General features: G+C 71.6%; 10 protein-coding genes. 7 read left to right on the top strand and 3 right to left on the bottom strand.

The features are described 5' to 3' along the window. Positions 1 to 367 precede the first annotated feature (367 nt). The 7 genes from glgB to pyk all read left to right on the top strand — a co-directional run bounded on the left by glgB (position 368) and on the right by pyk (position 11,790). On the top strand, positions 368 to 2,635 hold the full coding sequence (gene glgB / locus ACFP3V_RS10595) for a 1,4-alpha-glucan branching protein GlgB (protein ID WP_380582324.1): 2,268 nt from the start codon (positions 368 to 370) through the stop codon (positions 2,633 to 2,635). A 29-nt stretch (positions 2,636 to 2,664) separates the two neighbouring features. After that, positions 2,665 to 3,903, top strand: coding sequence for a 3-phosphoshikimate 1-carboxyvinyltransferase (gene aroA / locus ACFP3V_RS10590; protein ID WP_380582322.1), 1,239 nt, complete (start codon positions 2,665 to 2,667; stop codon positions 3,901 to 3,903). A gap of 269 nt (positions 3,904 to 4,172) precedes the next feature. Next, entirely contained in the window at positions 4,173 to 5,675 is a 1,503-nt protein-coding gene (locus tag ACFP3V_RS10585) for an APC family permease (protein WP_380582320.1), read from the top strand. Between the two features lie 120 nt (positions 5,676 to 5,795). Further along, complete coding sequence (locus tag ACFP3V_RS10580) at positions 5,796 to 6,767, top strand: hypothetical protein (protein ID WP_380582318.1); 972 nt, start codon at positions 5,796 to 5,798, stop codon at positions 6,765 to 6,767. Positions 6,768 to 6,975: 208 nt separating this feature from the next. After that, positions 6,976 to 9,090, top strand: a complete 2,115-nt coding sequence (gene pta / locus ACFP3V_RS10575; RefSeq protein ID WP_380582316.1) for a phosphate acetyltransferase — start codon at positions 6,976 to 6,978, stop codon at positions 9,088 to 9,090. Next, a complete protein-coding gene (locus ACFP3V_RS10570) occupies positions 9,087 to 10,298 on the top strand; it encodes an acetate kinase (protein ID WP_380582314.1) in 1,212 nt (403 codons plus the stop codon). Before pta ends, ACFP3V_RS10570 begins: the two co-directional genes overlap by 4 nt. A gap of 76 nt (positions 10,299 to 10,374) precedes the next feature. Further along, positions 10,375 to 11,790 carry a pyruvate kinase gene (pyk, locus tag ACFP3V_RS10565; protein WP_380582312.1) on the top strand — a complete coding sequence of 472 codons (1,416 nt, stop codon included), beginning with the start codon at positions 10,375 to 10,377 and terminating at the stop codon, positions 11,788 to 11,790. A 52-nt stretch (positions 11,791 to 11,842) separates the two neighbouring features. Here the strand turns inward: pyk and ACFP3V_RS10560 are convergent, their stop codons facing one another. The 3 genes from ACFP3V_RS10560 to ACFP3V_RS10550 are packed head-to-tail and all read right to left on the bottom strand — an operon-like array spanning position 11,843 to position 14,431. Further along, on the bottom strand, positions 11,843 to 12,469 hold the full coding sequence (locus ACFP3V_RS10560) for a spherulation-specific family 4 protein (RefSeq protein WP_380582310.1): 627 nt from the start codon (positions 12,467 to 12,469) through the stop codon (positions 11,843 to 11,845). A gap of 50 nt (positions 12,470 to 12,519) precedes the next feature. Next, positions 12,520 to 13,866, bottom strand: coding sequence for a hypothetical protein (locus ACFP3V_RS10555; RefSeq protein WP_380582308.1), 1,347 nt, complete (start codon positions 13,864 to 13,866; stop codon positions 12,520 to 12,522). After that, the gene (locus tag ACFP3V_RS10550; RefSeq protein ID WP_380582306.1) at positions 13,856 to 14,431 is read right to left on the bottom strand and encodes a DUF6114 domain-containing protein; all 576 of its coding nucleotides are present in this window, start codon (positions 14,429 to 14,431) and stop codon (positions 13,856 to 13,858) included. Before ACFP3V_RS10550 ends, ACFP3V_RS10555 begins: the two co-directional genes overlap by 11 nt. Positions 14,432 to 14,468 lie beyond the last annotated feature (37 nt).

Below are 14,468 nucleotides of genomic sequence, written 5' to 3'. Positions count from 1 at the left end.
CGCCGGCGCCGGGCAGTCCACCCCCGGCCCCCGACGGGGCGCCGGCCACCCGCGCCGGTACCGCCGGTGCGCCCGGCCGCGCGGAGCGCCAGGCCGGCGCGGGGCAGGCAGCGGCACAGCCACCCGGCGGCGCAGCCGCGGCCCCTGCTCCCGGCACCGCGCAGCCGTCCCCCGGGCTGAACGGCCGCACCGCTCCTGAGGCGGCGTCAGCCGGCCTGCCCGGCGTGCAGCGTCAGGGCGGGGGCGGCGAGCCGGGGAGCCGGGGCACGGGGGCGGGTGTCCGCGCGGAGCGCGGATGCGGGGGCGCCCCCGCCGGGAGAGAGTCGTCTGCAGGATCGTCCGACACCGAGACAGGAAGGCCCCGCTCGTGAAGCCGTACGAGTCGTCCGAGACCGCCGCCGTGCTGCCCGGCCCGCGCCCGCTCGTGCCCGCGGGGGTACAGGCCGTGCCGGAGGCCCCGCTCGCGCCCGGCGAGGTGGAACGGCTGGTGGGCGGCTGGCATCACGATCCGCACGGGCTGCTGGGCGCCCACCCCACCGCGCAGGGCGTCGCCGTCCGCGTGCTGCGGCCGCTCGCCGAGCGGGTCGTCGTGGTCACTGAGCACGAGGCCTTCGAGCTGACGCACCAGCAGGACGGCCTGTTCACCGGGCTGCTGACCGAGTTCGCCGCCCTTCCGGCCTACACCCTCCGGGTGACCTGGAACGGCACGGAGTTCGAGCAGGAGGACGGCTACCGCTTCCTGCCCACCCTCGGCGAGACCGACCTGCACCTGATCCAGGAGGGCCGGCACGAGCAGCTCTGGCAGGCCCTCGGCTCCCATATCCGGACCATCGACGGCGTCACCGGCACCGCCTTCGCCGTCTGGGCCCCGAACGCCACCGGCGTCCGCCTCGTCGGCGACTTCAACGGCTGGAACGGCACCTCGCACCCCATGCGCTCGCTCGGCCGCAGCGGCGTCTGGGAGCTGTTCGTCCCGGGCCTGGGCGAGGGCACCCGCTACAAGTACGAGATCGCCACCCGCGACTGCCGGCAGATGCAGAAGGCGGATCCGCTGGCCCGGCAGACGGAGTGCCCGCCCGGCACCGCGTCGATCGTCACCGCCTCGCGCCACCGCTGGCAGGACGCCGACTGGATGTCGGCGCGCGCGTCCCGTACCGCGCACGACGCGCCCATGTCGGTGTACGAGCTGCACCTCCCCTCCTGGCGCAACGGGCTGACGTACCGCCAACTGGCCGAGGAACTGCCCGCCTACGTCCGCGACCTCGGCTTCACCCACGTCGAGTTCATGCCGGTGATGGAGCACCCCTTCGGCGGCTCCTGGGGCTACCAGGTCTCCGGCTTCTACGCGCCCACCGCCCGGTTGGGCACCCCCGACGACTTCCGCCACCTCGTCGACTCGCTGCACCGGGCGGGCATCGGCGTCATCGTCGACTGGGTCCCGGCGCACTTCCCCAAGGACGACTTCGCACTGGCCCGGTTCGACGGCACCCCGCTGTACGAGCCCGCCGACCCCAACCGGGCGGAGCACCCGGACTGGGGCACCCTGGAGTTCGACTACGGCCGCGCCGAGGTCCGCAACTTCCTCGTCGCCAACGCCGTCTACTGGGCGGAGGAGTTCCACGTCGACGGCCTGCGCGTGGACGCGGTCGCCTCCATGCTCTACCTCGACTACTCCCGCGAGAACGGCCAGTGGACCCCCAACGAGCACGGGGGCCGGGAGAACTGGGACGCCGTCAGGTTCCTCCAGGAGATGAACGCGACCGTCTACCGGCGCGCCCCCGGCATCGTCACCGTCGCCGAGGAGTCCACCGCCTGGCCGGGCGTCACCCGCCCCACCGACCAGGGCGGCCTCGGCTTCGGCCTGAAGTGGAACATGGGCTGGATGCACGACACGCTGGAGTACATCCAGCACGAGCCGGTGCACCGCAAGTACCACCACAACGAGATGACCTTCTCGATGGTGTACGCGTACAGCGAGAACTACGTGCTGCCGATCTCCCACGACGAGGTCGTGCACGGCAAGCGGGCGCTGGTCTCGAAGATGCCCGGCGACTGGTGGCAGCAGCGCGCCAACCACCGGGCCTACCTGGGCTTCATGTGGGCCCACCCGGGCAAGCAACTGCTGTTCATGGGCACGGAGTTCGCCCAGGGCGCGGAGTGGGACCACGAGCACGGCCCGCAGTGGTGGGTGCTGGAGGAGGGCTGGCCCGCGCACGGCGACCACGACGGCGTGCGCAGCCTGGTCCGCGACCTCAACCGCCTCTACCTGGACACCCCGGCCCTGTGGCAGCTGGACTCCGACCCGGCCGGGTTCTCCTGGATCGACGGCGGCGCGGCGGACGACAACGTGTTCTCCTTCATCCGCTACGACGCCGACCACCGCCCGATCGTGGCGGTCGTCAACCTCTCCCCGGTGGTCCGGCACGGCTACCGGGTCGGCATGCCCAGCGTCCGCGCGGACGTCCGGGACGCCCGCTGGCTGGAGGTGCTCAACACCGACGACTTCGTCTACGGCGGTTCAGGGGTGGGCAATCCGGACCCGGTCAAGGCGGAGCCGGTGGAGTGGAACGGCCGTGACACGAGCGTGGAACTGACGCTGCCTCCGCTGTCCACGATCTGGCTCGTCCCTGCCTGATTGGCTGGAATGTCCCTATCCTCGGCGGCATGACCCTCGTCGAGATACCCGGCTCCAAGTCCATCACGGCTCGTGCGCTGTACCTCGCGGCCGCCGCGGAGGGTGTCACCACCCTGCGGCGGCCGCTGGTGTCGGACGACTCCGAGGGTTTCGCCGAAGGACTTCTGACGCTGGGTTACCTCCTCGACCGCCGACCGGGGGTCTGGCAGGTGCAGGGCCGCCCGGCGGGCCCTGCCGTCCCCGCCGCCTCCGTCTACTGCCGCGACGGGGCGACCACCGCCCGCTTCCTGCCGGCCCTCGCAGCGGCCGGGCACGGCTCCTTCCACTTCGACGCCAGCGAGCAGATGCGGCGGCGTCCGCTCGGACCGCTCACCAACGCGCTGCGCGAGCTCGGCGTCGAGCTGACGCACGAGGGCGCCGAGGGCCACCACCCGCTGCGCGTCGAGGCGCGCGGCATCGAGGGCGGCAAGATCACGCTCGACGCCGGGCTGTCCTCGCAGTTCCTCACTGCGCTGCTGCTGACCGGCCCGCTCACCCGGCGCGGCCTGGAGATCACCGTCACCGACCTGGTCTCGGTCCCGTACGTCGGCATCACGCTCGCGATGATGAACGCCTTCGGGAACCCGGCCCACCGCGACGGCGACACCTTCGTCGTGCCGCCGATCCCCTACCAGGCCCGGGACTACCTGATCGAGCCCGACGCCTCCACCGCCAGCTACGTCCTGGCCGCCGCGGCTCTGACCGGCAACTCCGTCACCGTCCCCGGACTCGGCTCGGACTCGCTCCAGGGCGACCTCCGTTTCGCCGACGTGCTCCGGCAGATGGGCGCGGACGTGCAGTTGACGCCGGATCAGGTCACGGTCACCGGCACCGGGCGGCTGCGCGGGGTCACGGTGAACATGCGCGACATCTCGGACACCGTCCCGACGCTCGCCGCGATCGCCCCCTTCGCGGACGGCCCGGTGCGGATCGAGGACGTCTACAACATCCGTGTCAAGGAGTGCGACCGCCTGGAGGCCTGCGCCCAGAACCTGCGCGCGATGGGCGTCTCGGTGCTCACCGGCCCGGACTGGCTGGAGATCCATCCCGGCCCGGTCCGCTCGACCACCATCGCCTGCCACGGCGACCACCGGATCGCCATGTCCTTCTCGGTCACCGGCCTGCGCGTGCGCGGCGGCATCACCCTGGACGACCCGGGCTGCGTGCGGAAGACCTTCCCGGAGTTCCACCGGACGCTGGCCGAGCTGCGTGCGAGCTGGGGAATCTGACCAGGGCTCAACTCCTCGGATTCCGTCGCGGAAGCGGCGGGTCAGCCCCGGGATCCGCAGTCACGCCGGGCGGAAATTCGAATTCCGCCAAGGTATTGCACTTTCGGCCACGGCGCGTGCAGCATGTGGCACGCGTCACTCCGCACTGCGGCGTTCGCCCGAAACATGGGCGTCACCTGCATGTCTCCGAACTCGCGACCAGCACTGCTTGAGTTCACCGCGTTCCCCCACGCCTGCCCCAGGCATGCCCGAACGAGCCGAGGTATCCGTTGAGCACTACCGAGACCCCTGTCACGTCCAGATCGGGCGGCGGCCTGCGCGCCAATGTCCTGGGCAGCTTTGACACCGTCGTCATGGCCTTCGCCGGGAGCGCGCCCGCGTACTCCATCGGCGCCTCGACCACGCTGCTGATCGGGGCGGCGGGCCTCTACAGCCCGGCCGCCCTGCTCTGGTGCGCGATACCGATGCTCGGCATCGCCTGGGCCTTCAACTACCTGGGCCGCCTGGACGTCAACGCCGGCGCCAGCTACTCCTGGGTGGGCCGGGCGCTGCACCCGTCGCTGGGCTTCATCGCAGGCTGGTCCCTCGTCGTCTCGGCGCTGATCTTCATGGTGGCGGGCTCGCTGCCGGCCGGTCAGTACACCCTCTCGCTGTTCTCCGAGAGCGCCGCGAACAACACCTGGGCCTGTGTCGGCGTCGGCGCTGCCGCATTCCTGATCATGGCGCTGCTCGTGCTGCTGGGCGCGCGGATCACCGCCCACGCCCAGTGGATCATGACCGGCGTCGAGGTCGCCCTGCTGGTCGTCTTCGGCGTGGTGGCCCTCTTCCAGAACGGCAACGGCGCCGACTTCCAGTGGTCCTGGCTGTGGGGCTTCGGCCACTTCGGCGGCCTCAGCGGCTTCGCCGGCGGCGCGCTGATCGCCGCCTTCTACTTCTGGGGCTGGGACGTCACCGCCAACCTCAGCGAGGAGACCAGCAACAGCCAGAAGAACTCCGGTCTCGGCGGCCTCATCGGCGTCTTCGGCGTCTTCGCCCTGTTCGAGTTGTTCACCATCGTGACGAACATGCTCATCGCCCAGAAGGACATCAACTCCGACACCCCGGTGATGACCATCATCGGCGACGCGGTGGGCAAGGGCTGGGGTGGCAAGGCGCTCGTCCTCGCGGTGGTGCTGTCCACCATCGCCACGCTGGAGACCACCCTCATCCAGGTGACCCGCTCGCTCTTCGCGATGGGCCGCGACAACACCCTGCCCGCCATCTTCGGCCGCACCCACCGCCGTTGGCAGACCCCGTGGTTCGCCATCCTGGTGATCACCGTGATCTCGCTCGCGCTGTTCGTCGCCTCCGCCAACATCGGCTCGGTGGGCGACATCATGGGCGACGCGGTCGCCGCCATCGGACTGCAGATCTGCATCTACTACGCGCTGGCCGGCATCGCCGTGGTGGTCGCCTACCGCAAGGTGATCTTCAAGTCCCTGTCCAACGCCGTCTTCGTCGGAATCTGGCCGGGCCTGGGCGCCGCCTTCATGGTCTTCATCTTCGTGGAGGCCCTCCCGACGCTGACCGCCCGTCAGATCGGCATCGGCCTCGGCGCGGTGGCCATCGGCCTGCTGCCGATGGTCTGGTACTGGGTCAAGGGCAGCGAGTACTACACCAACCCGCCCGCACGTCTGGACGCCGCGCTCGCTGCGGAGCAGGATGCGGAGTTCGGCAGCAGCATCCTGGTGAAGGACCCCGCCCCCGCCGACGGGCTCGCCACCGACCTCTGACAATCTCTGCACCAGCACCTCGCACCGCGCACCACCGCCACCGACGGCACCCGCCGTCGGTGGCGGCTTCGCTTTACCGTTCCGCCGACATTTCGTCACATTCCGGAAAGCAGTGCCCAGATGCCACGATCGAGGAAGCGCGCGAACACGGGTCCGTTCGACCCGACCTACGGCGACCGGGACCTGGCCGCCGCCCGGCAGGACCTTGTCGTCGGCCGCTGGCAGGGCGCCCGCGACCTGCTCCGTGCCACCGGACGCGACTGGGACCGGCGCACCTTCCGGATCCGCCTGCTGGCGGACACCGCGTCGACGACGCGGGCGGTGGAGGCCTGGCAGATGGCCGAACCCGACAGCGCGGACGCCCTCGTGCTGCGGGCGGAGACGGAACTGATGCGGCTCTTCGCCGCCGCCGCGCAGGCCAACGCGGAAGCGGGCAGCGCCCCGCCGCCGACCGTGGACGCACTGCCGCGGCACGAGCTGGACCGGGTCGCCCGGATCTGCCTCCAGGCCTCCGAGCGGCTGCCCGCCGACCCCGTCCCGTGGGTCTCCCTGATGACCCTGGCCCGCCTCTACGGCCAGGGTCATCCGCATGTCTGGCACTGGTGGCGCGAACTGCAGGCGCGCGACCCGTACAACCGGGAGGGGCACCACCAGGTGCTGCGCCACCTGTCCGCCCGGTGGCACGGCTCGCACGGGGAGATGTACAACTTCGCCCGCGACAGCGCGGCGTTCGCCCCGGTGGGCCACCCGCTGGCGTCACTCGCCCAGGCGGCGCGGGCCGAGCACTACCGCCGCCGACTGGAGGAGGAGGGCCCCACGGCCGTGGGTCTCACCTACCACTGGACCCACGAAGTGGCCGTCCAGGGACTGCGGGAGACGATGCGTCAGTGGATCGGGCACCGGGCGGGCGGGGAGTTCGCGCAGGACGTCGCCGACCTGAACATGCTGCTGCACGGGCTGGTCATGGCCGGCCTGCTCACGGAGGCGAAGGAGGTCTTCGCCCACCTCGGCGACCGCCCCGCCCGCGTCCCCTGGTCCTACACCGGGGACCCGGAACAGCAGTTCCACTCCTGGCTCACCCAGCTCCGGTAGGGCCCCGAAGGAGCCCCTCCGGGGCGCGCGCGACCCACCACTCGGGGAGGTCCGACCCCATGCGCGGGACGGACCTCCCCGAGTGGGTGGGTCGCGCGCGCAGGTCCTCGCGCCCCTGACGGGGGCCCTGAAGGGACTCCCGCGCGCTTTGTGTGATTTTGGCGCGATAAGGTCGGACAGGATGTGCCCAGCAGAACGGAGTGGCTTCGTGGCCCGGAGTGTCTACGTATCGGGGATAGGCCGCGGCGACGGCCGCCAGGCGGTCGAGCTCGGGGTGATGGAACTCCTCACCCGGCACGTGGACAAGGTGGGCATCTTCCGCCCGCTTCTGCACCCGCCCGCCGACCACGTCCTCGACCTCCTCCGCTCGCGCTACCGCATCGACATCCCGGTCGCCGACATGATCGGCATGAGCTACGACGAGGCGGCCGCCCTCCAGGCGGAAGCGGGGCTCGACGAGCTGGTGAGCCGGCTCGTGGACCGCTACCGCGCACTCGAGCGCGAGTGCCAGACCGTGCTCGTCCTCGGCACCGACTTCCACGAGACCAACATCCCGGACGAGCTGGCCTTCAACGCCCGCCTGGCCAACGAGTTCGGCTCCCTCGTCCTGCCCGTCGTCGGCGGCCACCGGGAGAGCGCGGACCAGGTGGTGGCCGAGGTGCGCAACGCCTACCGGGCCTTCACCGACCTCGGCTGCAGCGTCCTCGCGATGATCGCGAACCGGGTCGAGGGGCGGGACAAGCAGGACGTCCAGCGGCGGCTCACCCGCACCTCCTCCGTCCCGGTCTACGTGATCCCAGACGACCCGGCCCTCTCCGCCCCCACCGTCGCCCAGGTCGTTGACGCCACCGGGGCCGAAGTGCTGCTCGGCGACGCCTCCGGGCTGGCCCGCGACGTCCGCCGGTTCGTCTTCGGCGGGGCGATGCTGCCCAACCTGCTGGACGCCCTCTCCGACGGCTCGCTCATGGTGACCCCGGGCGACCGGGCCGACCTGCTCATCGGGGCGCTCGCCGCCCACGCCGCGGGCTCGCCGCCCCTCGCGGGCGTGCTGCTCACGCTCGGGCTGCGGCCCGACGAGAACGTCCTCGGCCTCGCCGCCCGGATCGCCCCCGGCACCCCGGTGCTCGCCACCAAGGAGGGCAGCTTCCCCACCGCGACCGAGCTGTCCACCCTGGAGGGCCGGCTCAGCAGCGCCAACCCGCGGAAGACCGAGACCGCCCTCGGCCTCTTCGAACTCCACGTCGACACCACGGAGTTGACGAACCGTATCGAGCTGAGCCGGTCCGAGCGGGTGACCCCGATGATGTTCCAGCACGAGCTGCTGGAGCGCGCCCGCGAGCGGCTGATGGACATCGTGCTGCCGGAGGGCACCGAGGAGCGCATCCTCCGCTCCGCCGAGGTGCTGCTGCGCCGGAACGTCTGCAACCTCACCCTGCTGGGCGACGAGGGCGCCGTCCGCCGCCGCGCCGCCGAGCTGGGTCTCGACCTCGGGCTGGACCGCGAGCCCGGCGCCGCCGCGACCGCCGCGCGGGCCCGGGTCATCGACCCGGTCTCCTCGCCGCTGCGGGAGAGCTTCGCCGAGACGTACGCCGAGCTGCGCAAGCACAAGGGCATGACGGTCGAGCTGGCCGCGGACGTCGTCAGCGACGTCAGCTACTTCGGCACGATGATGGTCCAGCAGGGCCTGGCCGACGGCATGGTGTCCGGCGCGGTGCACTCGACCGCGGCGACCATCCGCCCGGCCTTCGAGATCATCAAGACCTCGCCGGGCGCCTCGATCGTCTCCTCCGTCTTCTTCATGTGCCTGGCCGACCGGGTCCTCGTCTACGGCGACGCCGCCGTCAACCCCGACCCGAACGCCGAGCAGCTCGCGGACATCGCCATCCAGTCCGCCGGGACCGCCGCCCGCTTCGGCGTCGAGCCCCGGATCGCGCTGCTCTCCTACTCCACCGGCACCAGCGGCTCGGGGCCGGACGTGGACAAGGTCCGCAAGGCCACCGACCTCGTCCGCGAGCGCCGCCCGGACCTGCTGGTCGAAGGCCCGATCCAGTACGACGCCGCCGTCGAGCCGGCCGTCGCCGCGACCAAGCTGCCGGGCTCGCCCGTCGCCGGGCGGGCCACCGTGCTGGTCTTCCCGGACCTGAACACCGGCAACAACACCTACAAGGCCGTGCAGCGCTCCGCCGGGGCCGTCGCCGTCGGCCCGGTGCTGCAGGGCCTGCGCAAGCCGGTCAACGACCTGTCGCGCGGGGCGCTCGTCCAGGACATCGTGAACACCGTGGCCATCACGGCCATCCAGGCGCAGCAGGGAGCCAGGGCATGACCGACGCAACCCGGGTGCTGGTGCTCAACTCCGGCTCCTCCTCGGTGAAGTTCCAGCTGATCGACATGGCCGACGGCTCCCGTCCGGCCGTCGGCATCGTCGAGCGGATCGGCGAGTCCACCGGCCGGATCGAGTACCGGCCCCAGCACGGCGGGACCCGCTCCACCGAGCGGCCCTTCCCCGACCACTCCGCCGCGTTGGAGGCCGTGTCGGCCGAGCTGGCCGCCGACGGCCTCGGTCTGGACTCCCCCGAGCTGGCCGCGATCGGCCACCGGGTGGTGCACGGTGGCACCACCTTCACCGCGCCGACGGTGATCACCGACAAGATGGTGGAGGAGCTGCGCGAGCTGGTGCCGCTGGCCCCGCTGCACAACCCGGCCAACATCACCGGTATCGAGGTGGCCCGCCGACTGCGCCCCGACCTGCCGCAGGTGGCCGTCTTCGACACCGCCTTCCACGCCACCATGCCGGAATACGCGGCCCGTTACGCGATCGACCGGGAGACGGCCGACCGCTTCTCGGTCCGCCGCTACGGCTTCCACGGCACCTCGCACCAGTACGTCTCCCGCCGCACGGCCCAACTCCTGGGCCGCGCACCGGAGTCGGTGAACGTCATCGTGCTGCACCTGGGCAACGGCGCCAGCGCCTCGGCCGTCGCCGGCGGCGTCTGCGTGGACACCTCGATGGGCCTGACGCCGTTGGAGGGCCTGGTCATGGGCACCCGCTCGGGCGACCTGGACCCGGCCATCCTGCTCCACCTGCACCGCGTCGCCGGGATGTCGGTGGACGAGATCGACGTGCTGCTCAACCGCCGCAGCGGCCTGTTGGGCCTGTGCGGGGACAACGACATGCGCGAGATCGCCCGCCGGATGGGCGAGGGCGACGCGGCCGCCCAGCTCGCCTTCGACGTCTACGTGCACCGGCTGAAGAAGTACGTCGGCGCCTACCTCGCCGTCCTCGGCCGGGTGGACGCCATCGCCTTCACCGCCGGCGTCGGCGAGAACAGCGCGGCGGTGCGCGAGGCGGCCATGTCCGGGCTGGAGAACCTCGGCATCGAGGTCGACTCCGTCCGGAATGCGGTGCGCGGTTCCTCGCCGCGGCTGATCTCCACCGAGGACTCCCGGGTGGCAATCGCGGTGGTCCCCACCGACGAGGAACTCGAAATCGCCGGACAGACTTTCAATCTGGTTCGGCAGCACGCTTCCTGACGCACCGGTAGCTGGGAAGACTCGGGGCGTATTACTCGAAAATGCACGCGAAAGGCGACCCGATAGAATGAGCCATATGCGCCGAGCAAAGATCGTTTGTACCCTGGGTCCCGCGACCGACGACTTCGAACAGCTGAAAGCGCTGATCGAAGCCGGTATGAATGTCGCCCGTCTGAACATGAGCCACGGCGTCCACGCCGACCACGAGCAGCGGTACAAGGCCGTACGCGCCGCCTCCGAGGCCACCGGCCGCGCCGTCGGCATCCTGGCCGACCTGCAGGGCCCCAAGATCCGTCTGGCGACCTTCGCCGACGGACCGGTCACCGTCGAGAACGGTGACACCTTCACCATCACCACCGAGGACGTCCCCGGCGACCAGCACATCTGCGGCACGACCTACAAGGGTCTGCCCGGCGATGTGAAGCCCGGCGACCCGGTGCTCATCAACGACGGAGTCGTCGCCCTGGAGGTCGTCAGCGTCGACGGCCCCCGTGTGGTGACCCGAGTGGTCGAGGGCGGTGTGCTCTCCAACAACAAGGGCATCAACCTCCCCGGCGCGGCGGTCAACGTCCCCGCGCTGTCCGAGAAGGACAAGGACGACCTGCGCTTCGCGCTGCGGATGGGCGTCGACATGGTCGCCCTGTCCTTCGTCCGCAACGCCAAGGACATCGAGGACGTCCACACGGTGATGGACGAGGTGGGCCGCCGGGTCCCGGTCATCGCCAAGATCGAGAAGCCCCAGGCCGTCGAGGCCATGGAGGAGATCGTCCTCGCCTTCGACGCGGTCATGGTGGCCCGCGGCGACCTCGCGGTGGAGTACCCGCTGGAGAAGGTCCCGCTGGTGCAGAAGAAGCTGATCACGCTCTGCCGCCGCAACGCCAAGCCGGTCATCGTCGCCACCCAGATGATGGAGTCGATGATCACCCAGTCCCGCCCGACCCGCGCCGAGGCCTCCGACGTGGCCAACGCGATCCTCGACGGCACGGACGCGGTCATGCTGTCGGCGGAGTCCTCGGTCGGGAAGTTCCCGATCGAGACCGTGCAGACGATGTCCCGCATCGTCGAGGCGGCCGAGCAGGAGCTGCTCGCGCAGGGCCTGCAGCCGCTCAACCCGGGTCGCAAGCCCCGCACCCAGGGCGGCTCGGTCGCCCGCGCGGCGTGCGAGCTGGGCGACTTCCTCAACGCCAAGGCGCTGGTGGCCTTCACCAAGTCCGGCGACACCGCCCGCCGGCTCTCCCGCTACCGCTCGCCGATCCCGGTCCTGGCGTTCACCCCGGACGCGGACACCCGCAACCAGCTGACGCTCAGCTGGGGCGTCGAGGCCCACGTGACCCCCCAGGTGGACACGACGGACGCGATGGTGGACCAGGTCGACGACGAGATCAAGAACCTCGGCCGGTTCAACCACGGCGACACCGTCATCGTGACGGCCGGCTCCCCGCCCGGCGTCGTCGGCACGACGAACATGGTCCGGGTCCACCACCTGGCCTGACCGCCCCGGGCTCGCGAGGCTCCCATCCGGTGGGTGGGGGCCTCCTGCCTTCTCAGTGGCAGGCCCCCTGCCACGGGTTCGGCAGCCCGCCGGGCGCGGACCAGCTCAGCGCCGCGTGGCGGGCCAGGGCCGTCGCCCCGACCGGGGCGGTCGCGCCGTACACCAGGTGGCAGAACCGCTCCGCGGGGAACTCCCGTACCCACGGCGGCACCTGGAGTGCGCCGTACTCCTCCTGGCTGCCCTCGAAGGTCACCAGCACGTCGGCCAGCCCGGCGTAGCCGGGCTGCGGGTGCACCCCGGGGTTCAGCGCCAGCCGCGCGGCCCCCAGCTCCCGGGCCGCCACCCCGAGCCGCCGGAAGTAGGGCAACTCCCGGTCCCCCGAGCTCACTTGGTCGAAAAAGACGCCCTCCACCCGGTACCACCGCCGGTACGCCGCGACCTCGGCCACGACGTCCGCGTGCGCGCGGGTCGCGTACGCCGTGTCCACGTAGCCGTAGCACGGCACTCCGGCGGCGGCCACCTTCTCCGCCGCGGCCTCCCACACCGGGTCGGGCGCCCCGCCCACGCCGCTCGCGGGGTTGAGCACCACCCCGGCCAGCCGGTCGGGCGCCGACACCAGCGCGTCCCAGAAGCCCGGGTCGGTCGCGGGATACACGTACGCCGGCGCGAACAGCAGCATGCGCCCCAGGCTAGGCACTGGGGCCGGCCTGGGGCGCACGAGTTGAGGGATCAGCTGGTGGTGTAGTAGAGGTGCATGCCGGGGATGGTCAGGTCGCCGCCCAACTGCCCGGCCTGGATGACCTCCACGCCGCTCAGCGTCATGTTGAGCGGGATCGGCACGGACCCGACCAGGTTGTACAGCCACTGGGGCAGGGTGTCCGGCGTCAGCGTCAGATTGACGTTGAGGATGCCCAGGGGCAGGCCTTCCGCCGCCTCCAGCTTGCCCGACAGCTTCTCGACGTACATGGTCACGGTGCCGTTGCGCATCGTCGACGTCGAGCCCTTGGCGCCCTGCACGTGCAGCTTCTGGTCCCGCTGCGTCGTCGACATGTCCAGGTCGCCGATGTCGATGGCCGTGGCGGTGAACTTCAGCACGCGCTTGTCGCCGCCCTGCGTGTGCACGGTGACCACGCCGTGGAAGATCGAGTTGGTCAGCTTCAGCGTGGACGCGTGCAGGGTCCACGACTCGGCCGGGAAGATCGCGTTCGAGTTGGTGCTGTCCAGCGGAGCGGCCATGCCGCTGATGTCGCACTGCTTGTTCGGGTCCGTCGAAGTCGAACTCGGGCTCGGTGAGGGCGAGTTCGAGGGAGCGGCCGAACTGCTGGCAGTCGCGCTCGGCGTCGCCGAGGCGGACGCCGGGGCCGGGGCGGACGAGCTCGCCGTCGGCATGGCGCTGCTCGGGGCGGCGGCCGGGGCGCTGTCCGTGGGAGAGGCCGAGGCGGACGCGCTGGGCTTGGAGTCCGCGGTGCGGGTGTCGCCGCCGGATGTGGTGTCCGCGTGGCCGAGGCCCAGCAGGCCGCCGAGGCCGTTCAGCAGACCCGTGATCGGATCGGTCGACGTGCCGCTCGACGACGCGGAGGCCGACGGGCTGGCGGTGGGCGTGAGGGTGGCGCTGGCGGAGGCACTCGGCTGCTGCGTCGGGAGCAGCGACTTGGTGCCCGACTGCGTCGGGGACGCCGCCGCGGAGGCGGCGCCGGCCGCGGTGGACGCGGCCGCTCCGGCGACCGACGAGGCCGCCGAACCCACCTGCTGCTGCCGGGCCTTCGCCGCCTTGGCCGCGGCCTTGGCGGCGGCCGAGGCACCGCTGGGGGTGGCCGACGGCGTGTTGCTGCCCTTGGTGCAGCTGTCACCGCTCGGTGTGCTGTCCGCGACCGTGGTCGCCTGCGGCGCCTTGGTCGCGGCGAACGCGAGCTTGGGCGCGAGCGTGCCCATGAGCAGGGCGGTGGGCATCGCGGTGATCGCTATGGCGCGGCCCATCGGGACCTGCATCCGCCGACGGACCGTCAACCGGGGCCTGGCATGGCGGGCGACGCTACGACGCACCGGACGCGGCGTCTCCTCGTTCTCACTCGCCACGCGGGGCCTCCTCCTCGTCCAGGGAATCGGTCTTCTGCTCGGGCAGTACGGCGGTGGGCGCCTCGTCGACCTGCATCATCGCGGCGATCGGGGTGGTCTCCTCCTCCGCGACGGCCTCGGCGGGCGCGGCGGCGGCCTCGGGCGCGGCCTCGGGCGCGGCCTTGAGCGGCGCCCAGGAGAGCGCCAGCATGCCGCCCAAGAGCCCCAGCAGCAGACCCATGCCGAAGCCGCCGAAGTTGGAGACCGGCAGCGAGACCAGGCTCAGCACGATCGCGGCGATGCCGGCGAAGACGCGGATGTGGAGCTGGAACCAGACGGAGATGCCCAGCGCGGCCAGCAGCAGACCGATCACGGCGGAGCCGGCACCAGCCGTTGTCGCCATCTGGATACGCAGTACGCCGATGCTCAGTGAGGCGTAAGGGAAGTACAGGATCGGCCCGGCGGCCAGCAGGATCAACAGCCCGGCCCAGAACGGGCGGGTGCGACGCCAGTTTCGGAACGCTCGGCGGGCCCGGCTGAAACCGTTCGCCGGCTTGGGCTGCGCCGACACAGTCGCGCTCGTCACGTGGCAGCTCCCTGGGGTGGAGTGGGGGATGTGCTGG

The organism is Streptacidiphilus monticola, assembly GCF_042658505.1.
Taxonomy (GTDB): domain Bacteria; phylum Actinomycetota; class Actinomycetes; order Streptomycetales; family Streptomycetaceae; genus Streptacidiphilus; species Streptacidiphilus monticola.
Note: the sequence above shows the minus strand (reverse complement) of the source record. Positions and strands in the feature narration are given on the sequence as shown.